A 25,970-nucleotide genomic window follows, 5' to 3' on the forward strand; every position below is an offset into this window, starting at 1 on the left:
TCACCCAGGCAGCTTTGGCGGCGGGGATTTGCGAAAACGATTGAAAAAGAAAACGTGGGAAGGTCCGCCTAGCGGACGTGCAGCCGAAGCTGGACTCGGAGGATTTGCACCACCTGATTTTGCGGCCCGCTAAAAGACCGGCGCGTACTATACCCGAAATAGTGAAAGCCGTGAGGAATTTTTTCAGGGTGCAAGGCCACCATCGGGCCATCAAATAATCCACGCTGAATCGATAATTCCCTGAAGCATGATGCAGGCCCTGTAGGAGCGGCCTTGTGTCGCGATAGGGGTGCGAAGCGCCCCCAGGATTTCAGCTTCGCCGCATATATTGCCGGGGCCGCTCTGCGGCCCTATCGCGACGCAAGGCCGCTCCTATGTATGGACTCGCCCACACTGTCTAGCTGCTTTTGAACATAGGAGCCCGGTTGCATCTATGTATCAGGCCTATTCGAGGAAGCTTTTCGCTTCTGGCCAACATCGTGGTGAGCTCGCAGCGTGCCGTTTACATTGAGGCCAGTACATCAGGCCTGTAGGAGCGGAGGCATCTGTCTGCGACGGTCTTACCAAAGGTCAATGTTCACTAGCAGGGGTTGGAGCGCTCGGCGCCCCGGTGGCATTGCTCGGTTGGTCAGAGGCTCATAGCAGCCTCCGAGTTGTTGTTCGGTTTGCGTTGGTAAACCTGATTGCTCTGTAACAGGGCCCAGATAATGCGCAGATTTCGATTAGCCAGCCTGATCGCCGCCTCCTTGCGCCCAAGGCGGGACAGCCAGCGCAAGAGGCGGCGATCGTCTGGCTGATCGGAATCAGGCCTCAGCTGACTCAAGACAGCATGCGCGCCTTGGATCATCAGGCTGCGTATGTAGCCGTCACCTCGCTTGCTCATCCTGCCCAGTCTGATTTTGTTTCCGCTGCTGTGCTGGTCGGGCACGATACCGAAGAAAGCAGAATACATTCGGCCACTGGCGAAGCGGCTGGGCTCCGTCTGTTTCGCCACGATTGCCGTGGCAATGATTGGGCCGACGCCACGAATGGTGGTCAGCCGCTGTGCGACCTCATCTTCCTGGGCTGTTGCTTCGAGCCGCCTACTCAGCACCGCAATGCGCTCACCTAGATAGAGCCAGTCAGCCAGCAGCTCATCGAGCAACTCGCGCAACAAATCAGGCAGGGGCAAGGTGGCATCCTCAAGAGCTCGCGGTACATGCGCACTGATCGCGGCATCGCCTTGGGGCATCGACACGCCATGCTCAAGCAGCAAGCCACGTATCTGATTGCCCAGTGCTGTATGCCGCTTGATGCTGCCGCGTCGGACACGGTGCAACGCTTGAATTGCCAATGCTGTGGTGCTCTTGATCGGTATCGAGGCAATGCTGGTATCGCGACCGGCACGCAAAATGGCATGGGCGTCGTTTCGGTCGTTCTTCGCGCCGCTGCGGTGTTCGGCCACTCGTTGCGCAGGCAGGATGCGAACCGGATTACCTTGGGTCTGCAGCAGCCTGGCCCAGGCTTGTGCACCTGGACCGCATTCCATCAAGACGGTCACTGTCGCTGGCAGCTTGAGCAGGAAATCATGGAAAGCCTGCCGTGATTTGATGCGATCTTCGTAGATCACCCGACCGGCAGCATCCTCGCCTGCTAACTGGAAGACCTGTTTGGCCAGGTCTACGCAGATGGTTGTGCAAAGCTCCACATCAGTGGAAGACAGGGGATCGTGCTTCGAACTATGCTTTTTCATGGTCTCGCCCTCGCTGCCGTTGGCTTCTTTGAACGCCACCGTGGCACTGTGATGCCTCGGCGGGGGCGAGTCCATCGATTACAGGGACCGTGCCAGTCTCAGGTAGCTGGTCGAATCTCGCGTATCAACCCTTCCAGGCTATACCCCAACCGCGGCGCCAGCGCCTCGGCCCGGGCCCGCAGCCCGTCCAGGTCCAGCGTCTGCTCAAGGTCTGCCGGCACCAGCAAGATCACATTGCCCTCCTTCACCGGCAGCTCCCAGTAGTGCCGGTGGTACAACCCGCGCAGCAACGCCGCGCCCAGCGGCTTGCCGTCGTCGGTGGCCCACTGGTTGATCACCAGCCAGCCGCCCGGGTTCAGTTGCTGCTGGCAGTTCTCCAGGAACTTCCACGCCAGGTGCCCCACGCCCGGCCCGTGGTCGGTGTACAGGTCGACAAACAACAGGTCGGCCTTTTCTGCCGTGGGCAGCAGCTCGATGGCATCACCGATGCGCACGTACAGCCGAGGGTCGTCATCCAGGCCCAGGTGCTCCATGGCCAAACGCGGTACGTCCGGGCGCAGTTCGATGGCCTCGATGTCTTCAAGCGGCAAGAACTTCATGCACGCCTGGGTCAGCGTGCCGGCACCCAGGCCGAGAAACAACGCGCTCTCCGGCTGTTCATGGCACAGCGCGCCTACCAGCATGGCGCGGGTGTAGTCGTACTCCAGCCAGCTGGGGTCGGCCGTGAACACGCAGCTCTGCTCGATGGCATCGCCGAATTCCAGAAAGCGGTAGTCGTCTACTTCATACACGCTGATGACGCCAAAAGCGTCCTCTACCCGTGCCAGCAGCCGCTCTTCCCGTTCCGCCGTCATGTTTACCACCCACCCGCGCAAAAACGCGCATTGTCCGTCAACGCCCTTGATGCAACAAGCGCAGCGCCAACTGTTACCATGGCCTATAGCCTATAACCTACAAGACCGAGCCCGAGATGAACCAACCGTGGAGCCCTGACAGCTGGCGCGCACTGCCGATCCAGCAGCAACCGACCTACCCCGATGCCGCGCACCTGTTGAAGGTTGAACAGACCCTCGCCAGCTACCCGCCGCTGGTGTTCGCGGGCGAAGCACGCGAGCTGCGCAGGCAGTTTGCCGAGGTCACCGAAGGCCGCGCCTTCCTGCTGCAGGGCGGCGACTGCGCCGAGAGCTTCGCCGAGTTCTCGGCGGCCAAAATCCGCGACACCTTCAAGGTGCTGTTGCAGATGGCCATCGTCATGACCTTTGCTGCCGGCTGCCCGGTGGTCAAGGTGGGGCGCATGGCCGGGCAGTTCGCCAAGCCACGCTCCTCCGGCGATGAAACCATTGGCGACATCACCCTGCCCGCTTACCGCGGCGACATCGTCAACGGCATCGGCTTCGACCCCAAAAGCCGCATCCCCGACCCGGAACGCCTGCTGCAGGCGTACCACCAGTCCACTGCCAGCCTCAACCTGCTGCGCGCCTTCGCCCAGGGCGGGTTTGCCGACCTGCACCAGGTGCACAAGTGGAACCTGGACTTCATCGCCAACTCGGCGCTGGCCGACAAGTACCACCAACTGGCCAACCGCATCGACGAAACCCTGGCATTCATGCGTGCCTGCGGCCTGGACAGCGCACCGCAACTGCGCGAAACCAGTTTCTTCACCGCCCACGAAGCGCTGCTGCTGAACTATGAAGAAGCCTTCGTGCGCCAGGACAGCCTGACCGGCGACTACTACGACTGCTCGGCGCACATGCTGTGGATCGGCGACCGCACCCGCCAGCTCGACGGCGCCCATGTGGAATTCTTGCGCGGCGTGCACAACCCGATCGGCGTCAAGGTCGGCCCCAGCATGAACCCCGAAGCGCTGATCCGCCTGATCGACACGCTGAACCCGGCCAACGACCCCGGGCGCCTGAACCTGATCGTGCGCATGGGCGCGAGCAAGGTAGGCGACCACCTGCCGGGGCTGATCCGCACCGTCGAGCGCGAGGGGCGCAAGGTGCTGTGGAGCTCCGACCCGATGCACGGCAACACCATCAAGGCCAGCAGCGGCTACAAGACCCGCGACTTTGCGCAAATCCTCGACGAGGTGAAGCAGTTCTTCCAGGTGCACCAGGCCGAAGGCAGCCATGCCGGCGGCATTCATATCGAGATGACCGGGCAGAACGTCACCGAATGCATCGGCGGCGCCCGGCCGATCACCGAGGATGCGTTGTCTGACCGCTATCACACCCATTGTGATCCGCGGATGAATGCCGATCAGTCGCTGGAGCTGGCGTTCCTGATTGCCGAAACCCTCAAGCAAGTGCGGCGCTGAGCAACGCCCGGCGCAACTGGCTGCCCTCCATGCGCGGGCAGTTCAGTTGCACCCTCTCCAGCCCCAGCCAACTGGTCAGGCGCAACAGGTTGCCAGCCAGGGCGTGGTAGCCCTCCTCGTCCAGGCCTGGCGCTTCTGCATGCACGGCGTGCACCGCCAGTTGCCCCTGGGCGCGTTCGGCACGCAGGTCTACCCGCGCAGCGATGCGCTCCCGATACAGGAACGGCAGCACGTAGTAGCCGTACACCCGCTTGTGCGCCGGGGTGTAGATTTCCAGGCGGTAGCGGAAGTCGAACAAACGCTCGGTGCGGTTACGCTCCCAGACCAGTGAATCGAACGGCGACAACAGCGCGCTGGTCTCGATGCGCCTAGGGATGCGCGGTGTGCCGACGCAATAGGCCAGCTGCTTCCAACCTTGCACCTCGACCGCTTGCAGCCGGCCGTCGGCCAGCAGTTCCGCCAGCGCAGCCCTGGCCTGAGCGGGCTCCAGGCGGAAGTAGTCGCGCAAGTCCCGTTCGGTGGCTACACCCAAGGCGGTGGCGGCGTGCAGCATCAAACCCTGATGCGCCTCGGCCTCGCTGGGCAGTGCCTGGTCGAGGATCGACTTCGGCAAAACCTTGTCCGGTACATCATAAAGCCGCTCGAAACCGCGCCGGCCCGCCACCGTTACTTCGCCTGCGGCGAACAGCCATTCCAGTGCATGCTTTTCCTCACTCCAGTCCCACCAGGGGCCGGCCCGCTCCTCGCGGGTGGACAGGCTGCCGGCGCCCAGTGCGCCCTGCTCACGAACGGCGGCCAGCACCCGGGCGATCACGTCCTGGCGCTCGCGGCCGAACTGCGCCAGTTGGCGGTAGATACCACGGCCATCGGCAGCATGGGCCATGCGCCAGCGCAGCAGCGGGTAGAGGCTTAACGGCAGCAGCGAGGCTTCGTGCCCCCAGTATTCGAACAACTGGCGCTGGCGGCCGCGGCCCCAGGCAAGCTGGTCGAGGGTAGCGGGCGAATAGTCGCCCAGCCGGGAGAACAGCGGCAGGTAGTGGGAACGAACCAGAGCGTTGACCGAGTCGATCTGAAGCACGCCCAGGCGTTGCAGCATCCGCTTCACGGCGGGCAGGGTTGGCGGTGCTTCCGGCTGTTTGCCGAAGCCTTGGGCAGACAGTGCCAGACGGCGGGCCTGGTGGGTGGACAGCTTGAGGGGCAAGCCTGGTCTCCTTGTATTGCCTGCTCTGGCCTCTTCGCGGGTAAACCCGCTCCCACAGGTACTGCACAGTGCCTGTGGGAGCGGGTTTACCCGCGAAGAGGCCGGTAAGTCCACCGACAAACTTAGCCTATTTACGCAGGGGATCATCCCAGAAATGCCGCTCGGCCTCTTGCTGGATATCCGCCCGGCTCAACCCCAGGTCGTGCAAGGTTGCGTCACTGAGGCTGGCCAGTTCCTGCCGCTGGCGGTAAAGCTGCAGCCAGCGCGCCGGGCGCTGCAGGGCCGCGTGCCACAGGTGGTTCAGGGAAAAGGCAGGTTGCTGGATGGTGCTGACATGACCTTTCATCGTGAAGCCCTCCGTGTTGGATGGCCTCAGTCTCTCGCCAGGCTTAAGATCAATCCAACGAATGTTTCTGATGCCATGCATCTCGGAGATTGATGCAATGTCCCAGTACCAGAGCCTCGATGCCGACGTCTTGCGTACCTTCGTTGCCATTGCCGAGCAAGGCGGTTTCACCCGCGCCGGCGAAGTGGTCAACCGCACCCAGTCGGCGGTAAGCATGCAGATGAAGCGCCTGGAGGAGGACATCCTGCAGCGCCAGCTGTTCGAGCGCGACGGCCGCCAGGTACGCCTGACCGCCGAGGGCCAGGTGCTGCTGGGCTATGCCCGGCGCATCCTCAAGCTGCATGGCGAGGTGTTCAACACCCTGCGCATGCCGCACATGGTCGGGCTGGTGCGCATTGGCACGCCCGACGACTACGCCATGCGCTTTCTGCCGACCATTTTGTCGAGCTTTGCCCAGGCCTACCCGCTGGTGCAGGTGGAGGTGCATTGCGACTCGTCCAAGCAACTGATGCTGCGCCAGGACCTGGACCTGACCATTGTCACCCGTGAGCCAGGTAACGAGGTGGGTCAACTGCTTCGACAGGAGCGCCTGGTATGGGCCGCCGCCGAAGGCTTTTGCCCGCAGGAGCAGCGGCCAATGCCGGTGGCACTGTTCAATACCGACTGCTTCTGCCGGGCCTGGACCTGCAATGCCCTGGAAGCACAGGGCATCGACTACCGCATTGCCTACACCAGCCCCAGCCTGGCGGCGATCTTCGCGATTGTCACGGCGGGGCTGGCAGTGACGGCGCAGCTGCAAAGCCTGATTGGCGGGAACATCCGCATACTGGGTGAACAGGACGGGCTGCCGCAGTTGCCGGTGGCCAATGTGATGCTGGTGCGCAGTACGCAGAACCCATCGCCGATCACCGACTGCATGGCCGGTTATATCGTCGAAGGGTTCAAGTAATTCGGGGCTGCTGCGCAGCCCATTCGCAGCGCAAGGCTGCTCCTACAGAGATAGTGCAAACCAGCAGCCTTGCTTCACCTGTAGGAGCAACCTTGTGCTGCGAATGGGCCGCAAAGCGGCCCCAAAATCTCAAAGTTCAAACCCCAACATCACCGCACACACCACCAAAAACACACAGAACATCGCCCGCAACACCTTCTCCGGCAACGCATGGGCCAACTTCACCCCCCAGCTGATGCTGAGCAAGCCCCCCACCGCCAACGGAATCCCAACCCCCCAGTCAACGCTGTGGTGCACCCCATAGGTCACCAACGTCACCAAGGTACTCGGCGCCGCCAACGCCAGCGACAGCCCCTGCGCCACCACTTGGGTGGTGCCGAACACACTGGTCAGGATCGGCGTGGCCACCACTGCCCCGCCCACGCCGAACAAGCCGCCCATGGTGCCGGCAAAGCTGCCCAGCACGCCCAGCCATGGCCAGGCATAACGCAGCTCAGCACTGGGCGGCGACACTTTCATGAACATCCGCGCCACGTTCCACACCGCCAGTGCCACCAGAAAGCCGACAAAGCCCAGGCGCATGGAGTGCGCATCCAGCCCCACGGCCCAGATCGACCCCAGCCAGGCGAACAGGAAGCTGCACGCCGACAACGGCAAGGCATGGCGCAGCTCGATGCGGTTGCGCTGGTGATAGCGCCATAACGCCAGTAGCACGTTCGGCACTACCATCACCAACGCCGTACCCTGCGCCAACTGCTGGTCCAGGCCAAACAGCACGCCCAGCGCGGGAATTGCGATCAACCCGCCACCAATGCCGAACAAGCCCCCCATGGTGCCCAGGCCAGCGCCCAGCACGATATACAACAACCACTCAATCATCAGGGCCTCGTTAGCCTGTACAGAGAATGCGAGCATGCTAACGGCTGTGTGCTGGCGGGGAAACGCACAGCAGCGCACAATGGCTGTGCGTTTTTCGCAAAAGCAAGGCAACCATGAGCCCCGATACCCTCACCGACCAGTTGAGCCTGTTCCTCGATGTGCTGGAGACCGGCAGTTTTTCCGCCGCCGCCCGGCGCCATCCGCTGACCCCGTCCGCGGTGGCCCGGCGCATCGACAACCTGGAAAACGCCGTCGGCAGCCGGCTGTTCACCCGCAGCACCCACGCCGTGCGCGCCACACCCGCCGGCAATGCCTTTGCCGAACGGGCCAGGCGCATCATCGAGGAGCTGCGCCTGGCCCGGGCCGAGGCGGTGTCGCTGAGCAACGCCCCCGAAGGCCTGATCCGCATCGACGCCCCCGCCGCGTTCGGCCGCCGTCACCTGGCGCCGGCCATCGCCGATTTCCTGGTGGCCTACCCCGGCCTGGACGTGCAACTGCGCCTGATCGACAGTTTCGTCGACCTGCATGGCAGCCACCTGGGCGAGGTCGACCTGGTGCTGCGCGCCGGCCCCCTGGCCGACACCCGGCTGGTCGCCACGCCACTGGCCTACATGGTGCGCATCGCCTGCGCCAGCCCCGCCTACCTGGCCAGCCGCGGCGTACCCACCTCCCCCAGCGAACTGCCGGGGCACGACGGCCTGGACTGGGACGGCCTGGCACCACCGTTCGCCTGGCGCTTCAACGTGGCCGGGCAAACCCGCCTGTACCGCCCCGCGCGCATGCGCATGGCCGCCAACAATGCCGAAACCCTGCTGTTCGGCGCCCTCGCCGGCCTGGGTGTTGCCCACCTGCCGACCTGGCTGATCAGCGAATACCTGCTGCGGGGCGAGCTGGTGCCGCTGTTTTGCGACGGCGGCCTACCCGAAGCCGAGACCAGCGGTATTTACGCACTACGCCTGGAACATGAAACGAACTCTCGCAGCCGTTTGCTGCTCGAATTCCTCAAGAGCCGCTTCAGCCCGATTCCACCCTGGGACCTGGCCCTGCGCAGTGAACTGCGCGAGTGATGTGCGCACTAACGATCAGCGTGCCAGAATTTCCCATTGATTACTTTCAAGGACCTGCATGAACGCCGACACCCAAGCCTCCTGTGACGAGCTGCTGCTGGACAACCAGGTCTGCTTCGCCCTGCACTCCACCTCGTTGCTGATGACCAAAGTCTACAAACCGCTGCTGCAGGCCCTGGGCCTGACCTACCCGCAGTACCTGGCCATGCTGGTGCTGTGGGAGCGCGATGACCTGACCGTGGGTGAAATCAGCCAGCACCTGCTGACCGACCCGGGCTCGCTCACCCCCCTGCTCAAGCGCCTGGAAAGCGAAGGCCTGCTGCAGCGTAACCGTAGCCGCGAGGACGAACGGGTGGTGATGGTGCAACTGACCGACAAGGGCCGCGCCCTGCAACAGCAGGCCAAAGAAGTGCCGCAGTGCATCCTCAAGGCCAGCGGCCGCAGCCTGGAGCAGTTGCAGAAACTGCAGGCCGACCTGCTGAACCTGCGTGAGAACCTGCAGAAAAACCTCTGACCGCTATGCTGTGAAATGGCCGTTCGGACGAGCGGTGATGATTTATCTTGCGCGCAAACTAATTGCGCGCTAATTTAAATCCCACACCAACCCCGCCCTCCTTCAACCGGGAGCGCACAGCACATTAGCGAGGCTCAAGATGCAAAAGGTCACTCCGCTGTACATCGCAGAAGCTACCTCCACCGGTGGGCGCGACGGTAAATCCAAATCCAGTGACGGCAAGCTGGTCGTCAGCCTGAGCACCCCCAAGGAACTGGGCGGCGCAGGCGGTGACGGCACCAACCCCGAGCAGATGTTTGCGGCCGGTTACTCGGCGTGCTTCATCGGCGCCCTCAAGTTTGTAGCCGGGCAAGAGAAAAAGGCCCTGCCGACAGATGCCTCGATTACCGCCAAGGTGGGCATCGGCCAGATCCCGGGCGGTTTCGGCCTGGACATCGACCTGCTCATCAACCTGCCGGGCCTGGCTCAGGCCGATGCCGAAGGGTTGGTGGAAAAAGCGCACAAGGTATGCCCTTACTCCAATGCCACCCGCGGCAATGTGGATGTGCGGTTGCACGTGAGCGTCTAAGCAGCGAAATCTGACGGTTCGCGCGATTCCCTGTAGGAGCAGCCTTGTGCTGCGAAGAGGCCGGTAGCGCTAAAGATCATCTTCGGCTGCAATGGCCTCTTCGCAGCACAAGGCTGCTCCTACAGGGTGCTGAGTTAGCCATGGGTCATGGTGCAAGACAGTTGCTCCCGTCAGAGCAAGCATCGAGAACTGGCGAAAATGCAGGCATAAAAAAACCCGGCCGAGGCCGGGTTTTTTGTGCTCATTACAAGAAGGATTACTTCTTGGAACGGCCCTTGTACACGCCACCTTCACGAGTGTCGATGTCGATCCACTCGTCGATGTTGATGAAGTCGGCAACCTGCAATTCGGTACCGTTCTTCAGTTTGGCAGGCTTCATGACCTTGCCCGAGGTGTCGCCGCGAGCAGCGTTCTCGGTGTAGACAACCTGACGGCTGATGGTGGTCGGCAGTTCAACCGATACCAGACGGCCTTCGAAGAACACGGCTTCGCAGACGTCTTCCATGCCTTCTTCGATGAACGGCAGAACGGCTTCGATGTCCTCGGCGTTCAGCTCGTACATGGTGTAGTCGGTGGTGTCCATGAAGGTGTACGAGTCACCGCTGATGAACGACAGGGTCGCTTCTTTGCGATCCAGGATCACGTCGTCCAGCTTGTCGTCCGCACCGTAGACGGTTTCGGTCTTGTAGCCGGTCAGCAGGTTTTTCAGCTTGGTCTTCATGATCGCGCTGTTACGGCCCGACTTGGTGAACTCAGCTTTTTGGACCAGCCACGGGTCGTTGTCGATCCGCAGGACGGTACCGGGTTTCAGCTCTTTACCAGTTTTCATTACGAAGTATCCGAATCTGGATGGATTTATAAAAATCGAGGCCGCATATCATAGCGAATTTCGGTAAAAGTGTACTAGCGCTGTGGCAAGGTCCGGCTGAGCGGCCTGTCGAACCGCCCAAAGCCGTGCGTGCTGTTGCAGTTCTGGCCAGTGCTGGCGGGCTGCCTGCCACGCCTGGCCCATGTCGCGGTCCATGTTCCAGGCACGCCACAGGCCCAGCAGGGCGGCATCGGCTTCATCTGACAGGCCGCGTCGATAATGCGCCAGAAACGCTTCGAGCTTTTCCCAGTGGGCGTTCTCGTCCTGCACATAGATGTGCCACAGCATCGGCTGCCCGGCCCACTGCGCACGCAAGAACGAGTCTTCACCGCGCACCGCGTTGAAGTCGCAACTCCACAGCAGCCGGTCGTAGTCGTCCTGGCTGACGAAAGGCAGCACCTGTACGGTCAGCGCCCCGCGCTTGCGCACGCTGCCCACTGGCAGCGGCGCCTCGCCAAGCCACTGGCTCAGCCCCGCGACGATGCGCCCTTGCGGCACCAGCAGGTGGCACGGTTGCGTACCTGTGGCCAGGGCATCGAGCCAACTGGCCAATTGCGGGTTTTCGTAGGCAAACAGCGAGAGCAGCAATGCCCCGTGCTCGGGCGCTACACCAAGGCCCTGCAGAAACGCCTGGCGTGCCTCGGCCGACTGCTGGAACGCGTCACGCCGCGCCAGCAGCGAGCCTTCGCGCAGCAGGCCACCGGTTTTATCGGTAAAGCCGGGGAAGAAAAACACCTTGCGCAGGCCGTTGGGCTGCGGCGAAGGCAAGCCATGGCAGCCCTCCACCCAGTCCTCGGCGCTGAGGTATTCAAGGTTCAGCCACAGCGGCGGCGTGGCGCGGGCACGCATTGCCTCGACATAGGCCACCGGCAACTGGCACGCGAAGGCACCGATCACCACATCCGCCGGCGCTACCGGCTGCCAGGCGGCCGGCCACTGACGCACATCCACACCGTGCTGCCACTGCTGCGCGGCGCCGGCATCAGCCCCCGGGCACATGGGTGTGAAGGCGTTGAGGTCGTCCACCCACAGGCGCACCGCCAGACCATGCTCGTCCACCAATTGCCGGGCCAGGCGCCAGGTCACGCCTATATCGCCGTAGTTGTCGACGACACTGCAGAAGATGTCCCAGGTGGCGTTCATGCGCCCCTCCCGTTCTGGTGCAAAAACCGCGAATTCTGCGGATAAATTGTCGCCGACAAAAGCACCTGCGCGGAAAAATGCCCAAGCGCATGCGACAATGCACCCGACCTACCCTGCCAGGAGGCTGCCATGGCCCGCCACCGTGAACTGAAAATCACCCTCAAGCCGCTGCCGTTGATTGTATGCGTTGCCTTTGGCCTGTGGCTGGGCGCCGTGGCCATTGCCGCAAGCCTGTGGCTGGCGCTGCAACTGTGGCCACAGCAGGTGCAGCCGCTGGCCCAGGCCGTGGCGCCCAGTGTGTACCGGCCTGCCGCACCCTCGGCGCCAGCCCCGGCGCAAGATGCCCAGGCCGAGATGTTCGAGCACTACAAGGACATTCTGCACAAGCAGGAACTGCAACAGGCCGCCGAGGCCGCCCAGGGCAACCCGCGCAACCTCAACAGCCCCAAATGCCAGTTCTGGATGCAGCAGAACCGCACCGCCCCCACCGACAAAAGCCAGGCCAACGTGCTGGAGTTCTGCTACTGACCATGGACAAGACCCGCCTGCTGGCGCAGATCGTCGCCACCCTCGAGCATGACCTCGACGTGCTGACCCGCGCGGCGCAAAGCGCCTACGAAACGGCCACCGCCGAAGAGAACATTGCCGAAAACAAGTATGACACCCTGGGCCTGGAAGCCTCGTATCTGGCCACCGGCCAGGCCCGCCGCAGCGCCGAAATCCGCCAGGCGCTGCTGATCTACCAGCAATTGCTGCTGCGCGACCATGACCCGGCGCGCGGGGTGCAGGTCAGCAACCTGGTGACCCTGGAAGATGAAGCTGGCGGGCAGCGCCGGTTGTTCCTTGGGCCTGAGGCCGCTGGGCTGAAAATTGGCGAGGGGGATGAGTTGGTCACCGTGATCACCCCGCGCTCGCCGCTGGGGCAGCAGTTGCTGGGCAAGAAGATTGATGACGAGGTGAGCCTGGGAGCGCAGGCATTGTTCATAGTTGATGCTGTCTGAACGGGCCTCTTCGCGGGCAAGCCCGCTCCCACAGGGACCGCACAAAACCTGAGGGTAGCGCTCTACCTGTGGGAGCGGGCTTGCCCGCGAAGAGGCCCTCTCAGGCAACACATCTATAGGGATTGCAAGGCATCAAACCGCCCCGCCAACCCCTGCGCGGCGAACTGCTCCACCACAAAATCGATAAACGCCCGGGTCTTGCCCGGCATCAGCTTGTGCTCGGCGAAATACAGGCTGATATGCCCGTCATCCACGTACCAGTCCGGCAACACGCGCCGCAGCCGACCACCCTGCAAGTAAGGCACGGCAAACGGCAGGCTCACCAGGGCAATGCCCAACCCCTGCTCGGCCACCGCGCAAGCCGCGTCCGAATCGCTCATGGTCATCGCCTGGCGCAGTTGCAGCGGCTGCTGCGCCTGCCCGCGGCTGGTCAATGGCCACGAGCGCACCCGCCCGGTCTGCGGTGAGCGGATCAGGATGCCGTCGTGCCGCTGCAGTACCTGTGGGTCGTCAATCGGCGCGTACCGCTGCAGGTAGGCCGGTGCTGCCACCAGCACCCGGTGCGCCGGGGTCAGCTTGCGCGCCACCACCCCCGGCGGCAGATCGAAACCACCGCCAATCGCGGCATCGAAGCCCTGGCCAATCAGGTCGACCTGGCGGTTGTCGAAGTGCCAATCCGGGGTAATGGCCGGGTAGCGGCGCAAGAACTCGCCCAGCAGGGGCAACACGTACAAACGCCCGAACACCGTGCCCATGCTCACCCGCAACAGCCCGGCCGGCTGGCCTTCGGCGCTGGCCAGGTTGGCCACGGCGTACTGGATAGTCCGGAAGCTGTCGCCGACCTCACCAAGAAAACGTTGCCCCGCCTCCGTCAGGGTCAGCTTGCGGGTACTACGCTGGAACAACCGCACGCCCAGTCGCGCCTCCAGCTGGGCCACATGCTTGCCCACGGCGGCGGGGGTAATGCTCAGGCGCCTGGCTGCCTCGGCAAAGCTGCCAACTTCGGCGCTGCGGATGAAGCACTCCAACGCGTTGAACGATTCCACGGCCATGATTAGCAACCCAAGGTTTACTCTGCAGATAGTGATTGCCATCTTATCAGCAGGTAATCAAGCGCCGATACTTTGCCCATCCAAGGCATTTCGGCCTGGCTTCCAGCAGGAGATCAGCATGTCCAAGCAACTTTCACTCGAAGGCAAAGTGGCCCTGGTTCAGGGCGGTTCCCGCGGCATAGGCGCAGCCATCGTACGGCGCCTGGCCCGCGAAGGTGCGCAGGTGGCCTTCACCTATGTCAGCTCCGCAGGCCCGGCAGAAGAGCTGGCCGGCGAAATAACCGAAAACGGTGGCAAAGCCCTGGCCCTGCGGGCCGACAGCGCCGACGCAGCCGCCGTGCAACTGGCAGTGGATGACGCCGTGAAGGCCTTCGGCAGGCTGGATATCCTGGTCAACAACGCCGGTGTGCTGACGGTGGCACCGGTGACCGAATTCGACCTGGCCGACTTCGACCGCATGCTGGCGGTGAACGTGCGCAGCGTGTTTGTTGCCAGCCAGGCCGCAGCGCGCTACATGGGCCAGGGCGGGCGCATCATCAATATTGGCAGTACCAACGCCGAGCGTATGCCCTTTGCAGGCGGTGCGCCTTACGCCATGAGCAAGTCGGCGCTGGTTGGCCTGACCCGCGGCATGGCGCGTGACCTGGGGCCACAGGGCATTACCGTGAACAACGTACAGCCGGGGCCGGTGGACACCGACATGAACCCCGCCAGTGGCGAGTTTGCCGAGAGCCTGATCCCGTTGATGGCGATTGGACGGTATGGCGAGCCGGAGGAGATTGCCAGCTTTGTGGCTTACCTGGCGGGCCCAGAAGCCGGGTATATCACCGGGGCAAGCTTGACCGTTGATGGTGGGTTTGCAGCTTGAGTTGATGGGTTGCCTGTTTCGGCCCTATCGCCGGCAAGCCAGCTCCCACAGGATCACCTCAGGCCTTGAACCTGTGGGGTTCCAGTGGGAGCTGGCTTGCCGGCGATAGGGCCGGTGCAGGCTTATCCACTCCCAGACCCAAGCCGCTGTTCCATCACCTCCAGAAAAGCCCGGGCAGCCGGCGTCGGGCTGGAGGACCACACGGCATACAGGTGCCGCACCGGTGCATCCACCAGCCGCGCCAGCGCCACACCTTCGAAGCCCTGGGCCACCCGCTCCGGCACCAGGCCCACCGCCATGCCCCGCTGCACGAACTTTTCCACCAGGCGCACATGCCCGATCTCGAATTGCACCCGATGCTGCAACCCCGCGGCCTGGAACGCCTCATCCGTCTGCCGTCGCGCCCCTGTGCCTTCGGGGAAGTCCACCAGCACTTCATCCGCAAGATCCGCCAGCGCCAGCTGCCCGCAGCCAGCCAGCCGGTGATCAACCGGCAACAACGCCACCAGTTCTTCCCGGGCCAGCAAGCGATGCTGCACGCCCTGCACCACCTCGCCCTGCCACAGGCCGATAAAGCCAACGTCCAGGCGCCGCTCGACCACATCGGCAATCAGCAATTCGCTCTTGGCCGTGATCCAGCGCACATCAACATCGGGGAATCGAGCGTGGAACACTGCCAACAGGTCGACCAGGTCCAGCGCCGTGAGCGAGCTGATTTCACCAATCGCCAGCCGCCCGCGCACCTGCCCGCAGGCCGCGGCCACGTCATCGGCAATGCGCCGGGCCGCCTCCACCGCTGGCCGGGCGCTGAGCACGAAGGCCTCGCCGGCAGGCGTCAGGCGCACCCGCCGCGAACTACGCTCGAACAGGCTTACGCCCAGTTGCGCCTCCAACCGCGCCACCTGGTGGCTGAGCGCCGACTGCACCACATGGCAACGCTCGGCGGCACGGGTAAAACTGCCGGTGTCGGCCACGGCGAGGGCGTACTCGAGCTGCTTGAGGTTCATCGATCTATCTGCTTTCAAGATGGATAAGTTGAAAACTATACATTGGTGTCATGCCAGACACTTCCTGATAATTGCCCCCACTTACTACTGCCCGCCACGAGAACCGCATGAACGCCCCCACTCTCAGCCGCGCCCTGATCCTGCTGATGGCCACCGCCACCGGCCTGGCCGTGGCCAGCAACTACTACGCCCAACCGCTGCTGCACAGCATCGCCCAGCAGTTCGGCCTGAGCACTGCCAGCGCCGGCAGCATCGTCATCGCCGCGCAGCTCAGCTATGGCGCCGGCCTGTTGCTGCTGGCGCCGCTGGGTGACCTGTTCGAGCAGCGCCGGCTGATCACCGTGATGACCGCCATTGCCACCCTGGGCCTGGTGATCAGTGCCTGTGCGCCGAGCCTGCCCTGGCTGCTCCTCGGCACGGCGCTGACCGGGCTGTTCTCGGTGGTGGCGCAGATCCTCGTGCCCATGGCCGCAGCCCTCAGCGAGCCGCATCAGCGTGGGCGGGCAGTCGGCACGCTGATGAGCGGCCTGCTGCTGGGCATCCTGCTGGCACGCACTGCTGCCGGTTTCATGGCCGAGCTGGGCGGCTGGCGCAGCATCTACGTGCTCGCCGCCGTACTGATGGCGATCACCGCCGTGGCGCTGTACCGCAGCCTGCCGCAGCACCACAGCCATGCCGGGCTGAAGTACCCGGCCCTGATCGGTTCGGTGTTCCGCCTGTTTGTTGAAGAACCGGTGCTGCGCCTGCGCTCGCTGCTCGGCCTGCTGTCGTTCAGCCTGTTCGCCCTGTTCTGGACGCCGCTGGCGTTCCTGCTGACCAAGGGCCCGTACCATTATTCGGATGCGGTGATCGGCCTGTTCGGCCTGGCCGGTGCAGCCGGTGCGTTGTCGGCCAACTGGGCCGGGCGCCTGGCCGACCGCGGCAAGGGCGCGCTGGGTACCACCGTAGGCCTGGTGGTGTTGCTGCTGTCGTGGATACCGCTGGGCTTTGCCGAGCAGTCGTTGCTGGCCCTGCTGCTGGGTGTGCTGATGCTCGACCTGGCGGTGCAACTGGTACACGTGAGCAACCAGAACGCGGTGATCGCCCTGCGCCCCGAGGCACGCACGCGGCTGAATGCCGGGTACATCACCTGCTACTTCATTGGCGGGGCGCTGGGGTCGTTGCTGGGCACGCAGCTGTTCCAGTACCAGGGCTGGATGGGCATTGTGGTGGCGGGCCTGGTGATTGGCGGGCTGGCGTTGCTGGTGTGGGGCCTGGCCGAGCGCAAGCGCATAAACACTGTGCAGGTGGCCTGAAAAATTCTTGCTGGCCTCTTCGCGGGCACGCCCGCTCCCACAGGTGAATCACAAGCCTCAGGGCAGTGATAAGCCTGTGGGAGCGGGCGTGCCCGCGAAGAGGCCATTAGCCACGGCGGCAATGTACCGCACTACCCTCCGTCGCATGGTCGTTGACTTGCCTGGCCGGGCAGCGCTCAGTAGTCGCTGGAAAATGCCCTTTCCCTGACAGGACGACTTTATGACAAGACTCACGGTGCAATCCGGCGATTTCTTGCAAGGTGAAGGCGAGTATCGCAATGGATCGCTCACACTCAAGACCCCGCGCAGCCCCTCCCCGGGCGAGCGTATTTCCCTGGCCCGCATCAGCGAACTCAGGCTGGCCAGCCTGGAAACCAATCGCAGCCTGGGCACCGCCCTGGGTTGGGGCGTGGCCGGCGCCCTGGTGGCTGGCCCGGTGGGGTTGCTTGCCGGGTTGTGGCTAGGCGGCAAGGAGGAAGAGGCCACCTTCCTGGTCACCTTCAAGGATGGGCGCAAGCTCATGGCCATTACCGACGGCAAGACCTGGTCGAAAATCGATGACAGCTGGCGGCAGCACAAACGCCCCGCCAACCAGGACTGAATATCGCGGGGCCTGGATCGTTTTATGCTGAAGGCGGCTGCTAAGATGCCGCCTTTTTCATGGCCTGTGCGGGCCTCTTCGCGGGTGAACCCGCTCCCACAAGGTTCAGTGATAACCCTGTGGGAGCGGGTTCACCCGCGAAGAGGCCCGCACAGGTATGCGCATCCAGGAGCCCCCGCATGCCCCCGTGTCACCCCCGCCTGCCCCTGAGCCTGCTCAGCCTGGGCCTGGCCCTGCATTGCCCCCATGTGCTTGCCGAAGACAGCGTGGTGCTGGCCCCGCTACAGGTGTCCGACACCTACGCCAATGACGGCTACCAGGCACGCCAGGCAGCGGTGGGCGGCTTCCAGCCCGCGCCCTTGCTCGACACCCCCGCCTCGGTCAGCGTGTTCAGCCAGCAACTGCTGGAAGACCGCCAGGTGCGCAAGCTCAGCGAAGTGCTGCAAAGCGACGCCTCGGTTGGCGAAAGCTATGCCCCCATCGGCTACTACGAAAACTTCAACGTGCGGGGCTTCGAGCTGAACGCCGCCAGCAGCTACCGCATCAACGGCCAGACCATCGCCGGCGAGCAGAACGTGGCCCTGGAGAACAAGCAGCAGGTAGAGCTGTTAAAGGGCCTGTCCGGGCTGCAAAGCGGTGTGTCGGAGCCGGGCGGCCTGATCAATTACGTGACCAAGCGCGCCGAAGATGTACGCAGCGTCACGGTGTCGACCAATGAACAGGGCGAACGCTACCTGGCCACCGACCTGGGTGGCTGGTTCGGCAGCGAAAAGCAGTTCGGCCTGCGCGCCAACCTGGCCCACGAAGACATCCGTTCCTACGTCGACCACGCCGATGGCAAGCGTGACTTCGCCTCGCTGGCCTTCGACTGGCAGATCAGCCCGGATGCCACCCTGCAACTGGATGCCGAATACCAGCACCGCGAGCAGCGCTCGGTGCCGGGCTACCAATTACTCGGCGGCACCGAAGTGCCTCACGGCATCAACCCTGATGACCGCCTGGCTTACCAGGATTGGGCAAAGCCGGTGCAGAACGACTCGCTGAACCTGGGCGGGCGCTTCGAGTACCGCTTCAACGAGGCCTGGACCGGCACCTTGAGTGCCTCACGCAGCAAGGTGGTGATCGACGATTACAGCGCGTTTGCCTGGGGTTCGAGCGAAGGCGCGTTCTTTGGCAGCAACGGCGACTACGACATCTACGACTTCCGCAGCCCCGACGATACCCGCCGCACCGATGAGGCACAGGCCATGCTCAACGGGCATTTCGATGCGCTGGGTGTGGGGCATGAACTGACCGTGGGCACCAGTGCGCAACGGCGCACGCTGGATCAGCGGCCGTACTACAACGAGTGGCTCGGTACCGGCAACATCTACACCGGCGCCCCTGCCTTCGACCCGTCTGACAAACCTGTCGGCGCCAGCGAACGCCGCCTGGACAGCCGTCAGTACGGCGTGTTCGTCAGCGACCGCATCAGCTTCAACGAGCAATGGCAGACCGTGCTGGGCGCCCGCGAAGTGCGCCTGGATGAGAAGACCTGGGACGAGAACGGTGTTGCCGGGCGCCATACCCGCCAATATGAGTTGCTGCCCAATGCTGCGCTTATCTACAAGCCGCAGCCGAACACCACGGTATATGCCAGCTACGCCAAGGGCTTGTCTGCCGGCGGCACGGCACCCTGGTTTGCCAGCAACGCCGCCGAAATCCTCGCGCCCACGACTTCGCACCAACTGGAACTGGGCCTCAAGCACGACTGGCAGGGCCTGAGCCTCAGCGCCGCGCTGTTCCAGATCCGCCAGGCCTACCAGTACGCACGCCCGGACGGTGCTGGCAACTTCACCTACGTGCAGCAAGGCCAGCAGAAAAACACCGGCCTGGAGCTGGGGGCCAGCGGCTGGGTTACGCAGAACCTGCAGGTGCAGGCCAGCGCCGCAGCCATTCGTGCGCGGGTGAACAACAGCGGTACCGATGCCTATGAAGGGCACCAGGCGATCAACGTGCCCAAGTTCCGGGCAGCGCTGCAGGCGGAGTACACCCTTCCGGTACCGGGCTTGGCACTGCTGGGCGGGGCGCGCTACAGCGCCAGCAAGTATGCGAGCCAGGCGGGGAACGTGGAGGTTGGCGGGTATACCGTGTTCGATGTGGGGAGCCGGTATCGTACGCGCGTTGGCGGGTATGACACGGTGCTGCGCCTGACTGTGGATAACGTGTTCGACAAACGCTACTGGCGCGATGTGGGGGATTACCTGGGGGATAACTACCTGTTCCAGGGCGCGCCACGCACGGCTCGGCTGTCGGCTTCGGTCAGCTTCTAGGTTTGTTGGGGCTGCTTTGCAGCCCATTCGCAGCACAAGGCTGCTCCTACAAGGGAATGCGCCAGTTGCAGGGCTCGCGCCCTCCTGTAGGAGCAGCCTTGCGCTGCGAATGGGCCGCAAAGCGGCCCCAATGGCCCTGAAAACAAAAAGCCCCCGTGCTTTTCAGCGCGGGGGCTCTTCGTAGAATGTGGCGGTGAAGAAGGGATTTGAACCCTTGATACGATTTCTCGTATACACACTTTCCAGGCGTGCTCCTTCGACCACTCGGACACTTCACCGTTTCTCTTCAAGCCGTGCGGCCCGTCGAGGTGCGCTAATTTAGTGAAAGCCATTCCCTTTGGCAAGCACTTTTTTCAATTTTTTCATGTATTTGCATTTGGACCGCGGTAAACGCTGACCGACCAGTCAGCCTTGCTGCTTTACCTGGCCTCTGGCGCTGGGTAACGTCGTCGCCACGCCAACAAAAGGACTCTGCCATGAGCGAGCTGATTACCTACCACGCCGAAGACGGCATCGCCACCCTGACCCTGAACAACGGCAAGGTCAACGCCATCTCGCCGGACGTCATCACCGCCTTCAATGCCGCGCTCGACCGCGCTACCGAAGAGCGAGCCGTGGTGATCATCACCGGGCAGCCAGGCATCCTGTCGGGTGGTTACGACCTCAAGGTGATGACCAGCGGCCCGAAAGAGGCCATCGGCCTGGTCACCGCCGGCTCCACCCTCGCCCGCCGCCTGCTGTCGCACCCGTTCCCGGTGGTGGTCGCCTGCCCGGGCAATGCCGTGGCCAAGGGCGCCTTCCTGCTGCTGTCGGCCGACTACCGCATTGGCGTCGAAGGGCCGTACAAGGTGTGCCTGAACGAAGTGCAGATCGGCATGACCATGCACCATGCCGGCATCGAGCTGGCCCGCGACCGCCTGCGCCGCGCCGCCTTCCACCGCTCGGTAATCAATGCCGAGGTGTTCGACCCGCACGCGGCAGTTGATGCCGGCTTCCTTGACAAGGTGGTGCCGGCCGAGCAGCTGCAGGAAGCGGCACTGGCTGCGGCGCGCGAATTGAAGAAGCTGAACATGCTGGCGCACAAGAACACCAAGCTGAAAGTGCGCAAAGGGCTGCTGGAGGCGCTGGACAAGGCGATCGAGCTGGACCAGCACCATATGGGCTAGCTGCACTGGCCTCTTCGCGGGTAAACCCGCTCCCACAGGGGATAGCGCGATACCTGTGGGAGCGGGTTCACCCGCGAAAGGGTTGGAACATGCTCACACCAAGGTTTGCCCCAACCAGTGCACACCCGTACACTCCGGCGACCGTCTGGTGTGAGTCGTACCATGCTTTATTCTTTGCGCATGCTTCTGCTGGCGCTGCATTTCCTTGTGGTTGGCGTAGTGGGCCTGGTCATTGGCCTGTGCCGCCCCTTCAACCCCGACAACAGCCGGGTATTCGCCCACCTCTACAGCCGGCCGGCCACCTGGCTGATGCGCATCAAGGTCAAGGCCGAGGTCGGCCCGCTGTGGGACCAGCCGCCCGGTTGCGTGATCATCGCCAACCACCAATCCAACTACGACCTGTTCGTGATAGGCCAGGCGGTGCCACGACGCACCGTGGCCATCGGCAAAAAGAGCCTGGGTTGGGTGCCGCTGTTCGGCCAGCTGTTCTGGCTGGGCGGCAACGTGCTGATCGACCGCAAGAACAGCTACCAGGCACGCAAGGCGCTGCAGCAAACCACCCGCGTGCTGCAGGACGACACCTCGATCTGGGTATTCCCCGAAGGCACGCGTAACCCTGGCGAACACTTGCTGCCCTTCAAGAAAGGCGCGTTCCACATGGCCATCGAGGCGGGTGTGCCGATTGTGCCGGTGTGCGTCAGCCGCTACGCCACGCGCATGAACCTGAACAGCTGGCGCCAGCGCACCGTAGTCGTGCGCTCGCTGCCGCCTATTGCCACGGCCGGCATGACCCAAAAGGACATTCCGGCGCTGATCGAGCAGTGCCGGGTGCAGATGCAGCAATGCATCGACCGCATGGAACACGAGCTGGCCTGAAGCGGGTTGCTCTTGGGCCGGGTACGGCCCAAGCTATACCCCGTGTTCAACCGGAATAAGCGGGCAACCATGGGTCGAGTCGTGGCATCGGCGGTGTACAGCGCCGGCAGAAAGGTCACCAACATCAGCATCGACGAAGGCAGCGAGTGGGCGCGCAAGCCGGGGCACTTTGTGTGGATCGGCCTGGAAGAGCCCAACGCCGAGGAGCTGGCCAACCTGCAATGCCAGTTCAACCTGCACGAACTGGCCATCGAAGACGCCCTGGAAAAACACAGCCGGCCCAAGCTGGAAACCTTCGGCGACGCGCTGTTCATCGTCACCTACTCGCCAGTGCGCCACGAAGGCAAGCTGGAGTTCATCGAAACCCATATCTTTGCCGGCAACGGCTACATCATCACCTGCCGCAACGGCCACTCCAAGTCCTACGCCCTGGTGCGCCAGCGCTGCGAGGCCCGGCCGCTGCTGCTGGAGCACGGTGAGGACTTCGTGCTGTACGCCCTGCTCGACTTCGTCACCGAGAACTACCAGCCGGTCAGCGAAGCCATTCATGGCGAGATCGAAGAGCTGGAGCAAAGCGTGCTCGGCGGCTCGTTGCAGGAAGACGACATCCGCCGCCTGCACAGCCTGCGTCGCGACATCCTGCGCCTGCGCCGCTATGTGGCGCCGATGGTGGAAGTGAGCGAGGAGTTGCAGCGCCTGAGCTTCCCGTTTATCGACAAGAACATGCGCCCGTATTTTCGTGATGTGCAGATCCACGTGACGCGGCAGATGGAAGACCTGGCCGGCATCCGTGACATCGCCAGCCAGACCATCGAGATCGGCATGCTGCTGGAGTCGTCACGGCAGAGCATCGTGCAACGCAAGTTCGCGGCCTGGGCGGCGATCCTGGCGTTCCCTACGGCGATTGCCGGGATTTACGGGATGAATTTCCAGAACATGCCAGAGCTGGGGTGGCACTACGGGTATTTCGGGGTGCTGGGGGTGATCGTGCTGGGGTGTACGGGGTTGTTTGCCAGTTTCAAGAAGTCGGGCTGGCTTTGACTTCAGGCCCGGCGCCCCCCCCTGTAGGAGCAGCCTTGTGCTGCGAAGAGGCCCTCATGAGCACAAAAAATGCATCTGTCATGAGGGCCTCTTCGCAGCACAAGGCTGCTCCTACAAAGAGCGGTATGCGCCGGCTTCAGGCGACGTCGTGCTTGCTCGCCGGCTGCTGGATAAAGCGCATCATCCACTCCCCCACCAGGTCGCCCTGGTGCTCGCTGGCCAGGCTGGCCACAGCCTTGTGGTACACCTCATCCCCCAAATACGCCTGGCGGGCGTCCAGCAGCGCGCGGGAGTAGTCGTGCACAAACTCCGGGTGGCCCTGGAAGCACAGCACCTGGTCACGAATGTGGTACGCCGCATTCGGGCAGAAATCGCTTGATGCAATCACCGTGGCGCCTTCCGGCAGTTCGGTCACCTGGTCCTGGTGGCTGATCAGCAAGGTCAGCTCCGACACCTCCGGGTCCATCCACGGCGCATGGGCCGCCAGCGAGTAGCGATGGATGCCCACGCCCCACCCCTTGTCGGCCCGCTCGGCCTTGCCACCCAGGGTCAACGCCAGCAACTGATGGCCAAAACACACACCCAGCAGCTTCTCGCCACGCTCGTACAGCTTCAGCAAGTAGGCCTTGAGTGTCTGGATCCAGGCATCGGTACCGAACGAATCGGCCTTGCTGCCCGTCACAAGGTAGGCATCAAACACTTCATTGTCGGCGGGGTAGTCGCCGTGCATCACGTTGTAGACACGAAATTCGGCGGCGATCGGCTGACGCGAGAAGAGCTGCTCGAACATCCTGCCGTAGCCCTGGTACTGCGCCGTCAACTCCGGTCGCAGGACATCGGTTTCAAGGATGCAGATGCGTAACGACATAGGGGTAGTCCTGAACGACATGGGTGGGAATCTGCTGTAGAGACTGACGCGAAAGGCACGTACAAGCAAGTAGGCTGCACTGACGAACGGTCACATTTCGTCGGCATCCGCCTGGCACTTACGCCACTGTCTAGCCAGAGCATGCCAGCCAGATGGCACATGGCCTCATAGCCAATGGAAATCACTGGACCAGACAATTAGAACAAAGGGTTCTCAAACATGGCTGACACACACCCTACTGTTGGTTGTATATCGACTTTCAAGAGGCAGGCAGTTCAGGCGCCACGCGGTGCCACTGTGATCGACCCGAAGCGCGACAAGGAAGCCAACGGGTATTCAGGAATAACAACAAGAAGGCGGTCCGCCATGTTCAGACAATCGAAAATTCGCCAAGCTGGGCTCATTCTCTTTGCCACGACTTTGCTGTTGATCTTGCCGAACCTGACACGTTTGTTCGGCTGACAGTGGCGGTGGCGCCAACAGGCAGCGCACAGGTAACCTGCCGGCCTTGATGGACGGAGATTGCCCATGCGCCACTGCCTTGCCCTGTTTGCGTTGTTTCTGAGCCTGCCGCTGTCGGCGGCGCAACTGCACCTCGAACTGGGCGCCAGCGCGCGCCAGTGGAGCAGCGCCGACCTGCTCGGCCACCCACAGGCGCAGGATATCAGCGTCGATCAGGATGTTTCCTACAAACGCCCCATGCACTATCGGGCGGTGCCGTTGGCCACGCTACTGGAAGGCGTGAGCCCCAGCGATCACCTGCAAGCCGTGGCGCTGGATGGCTTTGCCGCCGAAATGCCCGCCGCCCCACTGCTGCAGCAAGGGCCGGCACGGGCCTGGCTGGCCGTGGAAGACCCCGACAAACCGTGGCCGGCACTGGGCAAGGGCAAACCCGGCGCGGGGCCGTTTTATCTCGTCTGGACTCAGCCGCAGGCCAGCGGCATCCGCCCGGAGCAGTGGCCATTCCAGATATCTACCCTGCGTAAACTGGCGGCTGTCGAGACGCGGTTCCCGGCATTGCTGCCCGACCCGAAGTTGCCAGCTGACAGCCCAGTACGCCAGGGCTTTGCCTTGTTCCAGCAGAACTGCATGGCGTGCCACCGCCTGAACGGTGCCGGGGATGCGCAGATGGGGCCGGATTTGAATGTGCCGCACAACCCGACCGAGTACTTTCAACCGGGTTACTTGCGCAAGTTGATTCGCGACCCGCAAAGCCTGCGGCAATGGCCACAGGCGAAGATGCCGGGGTTTGCTGAAAGTGTGCTGAGTGAACAGGAGCTGGATGCGTTGTTGGCTTATTTAGGCCATATGAAATCGCGTAAACCTTGAGGGCCTCTTCGCGGGTGAACCCGCTCCCACATGGATATCACTGGCCTCGAAGGCAATGAGATACCCGCGAAGAAGGCAACAGATCCTTCAGGCAGTGGGCCGTTCGTGCTTGACGCCCCACCCTTCCACCTCCCCCCCATAAGGTGTCACCAGCTGCTCAAAGGCCTCTTCAAAGTCGCCAATCCCGCCATAGGTGGCGTACATGACCTTGCTCAGTTCCAGGTGCCAGGCACCGTCGCCCAGCTCTTTCACCTGGGCATTTAGCGATTCCCCACGAAACTGCCCGGCGGCACGGCGGGCCCCTGCTTCGTCGGGAAATACGGCATAGAACTCGATGGGGTGGATCTGGGTGAAGTCGAAACCGCCTGCTTTCATCTGGCGCAGGACGTTGGTGCTGATATCGTCGTTCTGGCTGCTCATGAATCGTCCTCCTGAATAAAGCAATGGATAGACTTTCCGTGCACTACGCACCTGCCGGCAATCAATGGCCGAACAGTTCGAGCTGATGCAAGACGCGAATTGAAACGGCGCCAACCCGCAGAATAGGCAGGCACCTTTGATCATCGTAGCGCCTGAACAGGCGCCACGCAAACGTGTGGGTCAAGGCGCTTCGTGGATGCTGGTGATGGTCACCCCACTATGCTCCTTGAGCCAGCGGGCGGTCGGGGAGATGGTACGGTCCTGGAAGTCGTTGAGGTCCAGCTCGTCCATCACCGGGAACAGCTGCGAACGGATGGCCCTTGCGGCCTCCTCTTCGCTGGGACGATGCTCAGCCCGCAGCATCATGGTGGACGGTTCGCCTTTTTGATCGGCAAAAGTGACTTCCCACTCTTTCATTGAACAAGTCCTCCCAATCCAGAGACACCAAAGTGTGATGCCTGATCAACTGACCTTGGGGCTGAGAGAATGTTCAGTCTGTGAGGGCCTCTTCGCGGGTAAACCCGCTCCCACAGGGATGTCACAGACCTCG

The 25,970-nt window shown here is 63.0% G+C and carries 27 protein-coding genes and 1 tRNA gene; 15 read left to right on the plus strand and 13 right to left on the minus strand.

Annotated features, from left to right (window positions below; all coding sequences use genetic code 11):
- Nucleotides 1-628: 628 nt before the first annotated feature.
- The gene (locus ABOC32_RS24895; RefSeq protein ID WP_426811631.1) at nt 629-1,687 is read right to left on the minus strand and encodes an IS110 family transposase; all 1,059 of its coding nucleotides are present in this window, start codon (nt 1,685-1,687) and stop codon (nt 629-631) included.
- A 143-nt stretch (nt 1,688-1,830) separates the two neighbouring features.
- Nucleotides 1,831-2,586 carry a spermidine synthase gene (locus tag ABOC32_RS24900; protein WP_426809252.1) on the minus strand — a complete coding sequence of 252 codons (756 nt, stop codon included), beginning with the start codon at nt 2,584-2,586 and terminating at the stop codon, nt 1,831-1,833.
- Nucleotides 2,587-2,702: 116 nt separating this feature from the next.
- Between ABOC32_RS24900 and ABOC32_RS24905 the strand changes: the two genes are divergently transcribed.
- Complete coding sequence (locus ABOC32_RS24905; RefSeq protein WP_063425509.1) at nt 2,703-4,049, plus strand: class II 3-deoxy-7-phosphoheptulonate synthase; 1,347 nt, start codon at nt 2,703-2,705, stop codon at nt 4,047-4,049.
- Here ABOC32_RS24905 and ABOC32_RS24910 read toward each other — a convergent pair.
- The gene (locus ABOC32_RS24910) at nt 4,030-5,250 is read right to left on the minus strand and encodes a winged helix-turn-helix domain-containing protein (RefSeq protein ID WP_426809253.1); all 1,221 of its coding nucleotides are present in this window, start codon (nt 5,248-5,250) and stop codon (nt 4,030-4,032) included. The genes ABOC32_RS24905 and ABOC32_RS24910 overlap by 20 nt on opposite strands.
- Before the next feature lie 127 nt (nt 5,251-5,377).
- Nucleotides 5,378-5,596, minus strand: a complete 219-nt coding sequence (locus tag ABOC32_RS24915; protein ID WP_426809254.1) for a DUF1127 domain-containing protein — start codon at nt 5,594-5,596, stop codon at nt 5,378-5,380.
- 97 nt (nt 5,597-5,693) lie between these two features.
- Between ABOC32_RS24915 and ABOC32_RS24920 the strand changes: the two genes are divergently transcribed.
- Complete coding sequence (locus ABOC32_RS24920) at nt 5,694-6,545, plus strand: LysR substrate-binding domain-containing protein (RefSeq protein ID WP_043203797.1); 852 nt, start codon at nt 5,694-5,696, stop codon at nt 6,543-6,545.
- A gap of 129 nt (nt 6,546-6,674) precedes the next feature.
- Here the strand turns inward: ABOC32_RS24920 and ABOC32_RS24925 are convergent, their stop codons facing one another.
- The gene (locus ABOC32_RS24925; RefSeq protein WP_426809255.1) at nt 6,675-7,424 is read right to left on the minus strand and encodes a sulfite exporter TauE/SafE family protein; all 750 of its coding nucleotides are present in this window, start codon (nt 7,422-7,424) and stop codon (nt 6,675-6,677) included.
- 113 nt (nt 7,425-7,537) lie between these two features.
- On the opposite strand from ABOC32_RS24925, the gene ABOC32_RS24930 reads away from it, so the two are divergent.
- From ABOC32_RS24930 to ABOC32_RS24940, 3 genes are all read left to right on the plus strand, one after another.
- Nucleotides 7,538-8,491: a LysR family transcriptional regulator gene (locus ABOC32_RS24930; RefSeq protein ID WP_426809256.1), complete on the plus strand. Its 954-nt coding sequence runs from the start codon at nt 7,538-7,540 to the stop codon at nt 8,489-8,491.
- A gap of 58 nt (nt 8,492-8,549) precedes the next feature.
- Entirely contained in the window at nt 8,550-9,005 is a 456-nt protein-coding gene (locus ABOC32_RS24935) for a MarR family winged helix-turn-helix transcriptional regulator (protein WP_086978066.1), read from the plus strand.
- A 139-nt stretch (nt 9,006-9,144) separates the two neighbouring features.
- Nucleotides 9,145-9,573, plus strand: coding sequence for an organic hydroperoxide resistance protein (locus ABOC32_RS24940; protein ID WP_426809257.1), 429 nt, complete (start codon nt 9,145-9,147; stop codon nt 9,571-9,573).
- Between the two features lie 256 nt (nt 9,574-9,829).
- On the opposite strand, the gene ABOC32_RS24945 is transcribed toward ABOC32_RS24940, so the two are convergent.
- Together ABOC32_RS24945 and earP are read right to left on the minus strand one after the other, a co-directional pair.
- The gene (locus ABOC32_RS24945) at nt 9,830-10,402 is read right to left on the minus strand and encodes an elongation factor P (protein WP_028634770.1); all 573 of its coding nucleotides are present in this window, start codon (nt 10,400-10,402) and stop codon (nt 9,830-9,832) included.
- Between the two features lie 48 nt (nt 10,403-10,450).
- Entirely contained in the window at nt 10,451-11,584 is a 1,134-nt protein-coding gene (earP, locus tag ABOC32_RS24950) for an elongation factor P maturation arginine rhamnosyltransferase EarP (protein ID WP_426809258.1), read from the minus strand.
- Between the two features lie 129 nt (nt 11,585-11,713).
- On the opposite strand from earP, the gene ABOC32_RS24955 reads away from it, so the two are divergent.
- Both ABOC32_RS24955 and ABOC32_RS24960 read left to right on the plus strand, forming a co-directional pair.
- Nucleotides 11,714-12,112: a hypothetical protein gene (locus ABOC32_RS24955; RefSeq protein WP_426809259.1), complete on the plus strand. Its 399-nt coding sequence runs from the start codon at nt 11,714-11,716 to the stop codon at nt 12,110-12,112.
- A gap of 2 nt (nt 12,113-12,114) precedes the next feature.
- A complete protein-coding gene (locus tag ABOC32_RS24960) occupies nt 12,115-12,585 on the plus strand; it encodes a GreA/GreB family elongation factor (protein WP_426809260.1) in 471 nt (156 codons plus the stop codon).
- Between the two features lie 113 nt (nt 12,586-12,698).
- Here the strand turns inward: ABOC32_RS24960 and ABOC32_RS24965 are convergent, their stop codons facing one another.
- Entirely contained in the window at nt 12,699-13,637 is a 939-nt protein-coding gene (locus ABOC32_RS24965) for a LysR family transcriptional regulator (RefSeq protein WP_426809261.1), read from the minus strand.
- 118 nt (nt 13,638-13,755) lie between these two features.
- Between ABOC32_RS24965 and ABOC32_RS24970 the strand changes: the two genes are divergently transcribed.
- Nucleotides 13,756-14,505, plus strand: coding sequence for a 3-oxoacyl-ACP reductase family protein (locus ABOC32_RS24970; protein WP_426809262.1), 750 nt, complete (start codon nt 13,756-13,758; stop codon nt 14,503-14,505).
- 122 nt (nt 14,506-14,627) lie between these two features.
- On the opposite strand, the gene ABOC32_RS24975 is transcribed toward ABOC32_RS24970, so the two are convergent.
- The gene (locus tag ABOC32_RS24975; protein WP_426809263.1) at nt 14,628-15,512 is read right to left on the minus strand and encodes a LysR family transcriptional regulator; all 885 of its coding nucleotides are present in this window, start codon (nt 15,510-15,512) and stop codon (nt 14,628-14,630) included.
- 107 nt (nt 15,513-15,619) lie between these two features.
- On the opposite strand from ABOC32_RS24975, the gene ABOC32_RS24980 reads away from it, so the two are divergent.
- The 3 genes from ABOC32_RS24980 to ABOC32_RS24990 all read left to right on the plus strand — a co-directional run bounded on the left by ABOC32_RS24980 (nt 15,620) and on the right by ABOC32_RS24990 (nt 19,720).
- On the plus strand, nt 15,620-16,807 hold the full coding sequence (locus tag ABOC32_RS24980) for an MFS transporter (RefSeq protein ID WP_426809264.1): 1,188 nt from the start codon (nt 15,620-15,622) through the stop codon (nt 16,805-16,807).
- A 220-nt stretch (nt 16,808-17,027) separates the two neighbouring features.
- The gene (locus tag ABOC32_RS24985) at nt 17,028-17,408 is read left to right on the plus strand and encodes a hypothetical protein (protein WP_426809265.1); all 381 of its coding nucleotides are present in this window, start codon (nt 17,028-17,030) and stop codon (nt 17,406-17,408) included.
- 179 nt (nt 17,409-17,587) lie between these two features.
- Complete coding sequence (locus ABOC32_RS24990) at nt 17,588-19,720, plus strand: TonB-dependent siderophore receptor (protein WP_426809266.1); 2,133 nt, start codon at nt 17,588-17,590, stop codon at nt 19,718-19,720.
- A gap of 188 nt (nt 19,721-19,908) precedes the next feature.
- Here the strand turns inward: ABOC32_RS24990 and ABOC32_RS24995 are convergent.
- Nucleotides 19,909-19,998: transfer RNA gene (locus ABOC32_RS24995), tRNA-Ser, on the minus strand.
- Between the two features lie 198 nt (nt 19,999-20,196).
- Here ABOC32_RS24995 and ABOC32_RS25000 point away from each other — a divergent pair.
- The 3 genes from ABOC32_RS25000 to ABOC32_RS25010 all read left to right on the plus strand — a co-directional run bounded on the left by ABOC32_RS25000 (nt 20,197) and on the right by ABOC32_RS25010 (nt 22,803).
- Nucleotides 20,197-20,886: a crotonase/enoyl-CoA hydratase family protein gene (locus ABOC32_RS25000; protein WP_426809267.1), complete on the plus strand. Its 690-nt coding sequence runs from the start codon at nt 20,197-20,199 to the stop codon at nt 20,884-20,886.
- A gap of 162 nt (nt 20,887-21,048) precedes the next feature.
- The gene (locus ABOC32_RS25005; RefSeq protein WP_426809268.1) at nt 21,049-21,762 is read left to right on the plus strand and encodes a lysophospholipid acyltransferase family protein; all 714 of its coding nucleotides are present in this window, start codon (nt 21,049-21,051) and stop codon (nt 21,760-21,762) included.
- Nucleotides 21,763-21,831: 69 nt separating this feature from the next.
- Nucleotides 21,832-22,803: a magnesium and cobalt transport protein CorA gene (locus ABOC32_RS25010; RefSeq protein WP_024717731.1), complete on the plus strand. Its 972-nt coding sequence runs from the start codon at nt 21,832-21,834 to the stop codon at nt 22,801-22,803.
- Between the two features lie 136 nt (nt 22,804-22,939).
- Here the strand turns inward: ABOC32_RS25010 and ABOC32_RS25015 are convergent, their stop codons facing one another.
- A complete protein-coding gene (locus ABOC32_RS25015) occupies nt 22,940-23,671 on the minus strand; it encodes an amidotransferase (protein ID WP_426809269.1) in 732 nt (243 codons plus the stop codon).
- Nucleotides 23,672-24,199: 528 nt separating this feature from the next.
- Here ABOC32_RS25015 and ABOC32_RS25020 point away from each other — a divergent pair.
- Entirely contained in the window at nt 24,200-25,000 is an 801-nt protein-coding gene (locus ABOC32_RS25020; RefSeq protein WP_426809270.1) for a c-type cytochrome, read from the plus strand.
- 87 nt (nt 25,001-25,087) lie between these two features.
- Here the strand turns inward: ABOC32_RS25020 and ABOC32_RS25025 are convergent, their stop codons facing one another.
- Nucleotides 25,088-25,420 (minus strand): ribonuclease E inhibitor RraB, encoded by a 333-nt coding sequence (locus ABOC32_RS25025; RefSeq protein WP_426809271.1) that lies wholly within the window; start codon nt 25,418-25,420, stop codon nt 25,088-25,090.
- 180 nt (nt 25,421-25,600) lie between these two features.
- On the minus strand, nt 25,601-25,837 hold the full coding sequence (locus ABOC32_RS25030) for a hypothetical protein (protein WP_016500955.1): 237 nt from the start codon (nt 25,835-25,837) through the stop codon (nt 25,601-25,603).
- Nucleotides 25,838-25,970 lie beyond the last annotated feature (133 nt).

The sequence above is a fragment of the Pseudomonas sp. WOUb67 genome, assembly GCF_050058005.1.
GTDB lineage: Bacteria > Pseudomonadota > Gammaproteobacteria > Pseudomonadales > Pseudomonadaceae > Aquipseudomonas > Aquipseudomonas putida_R.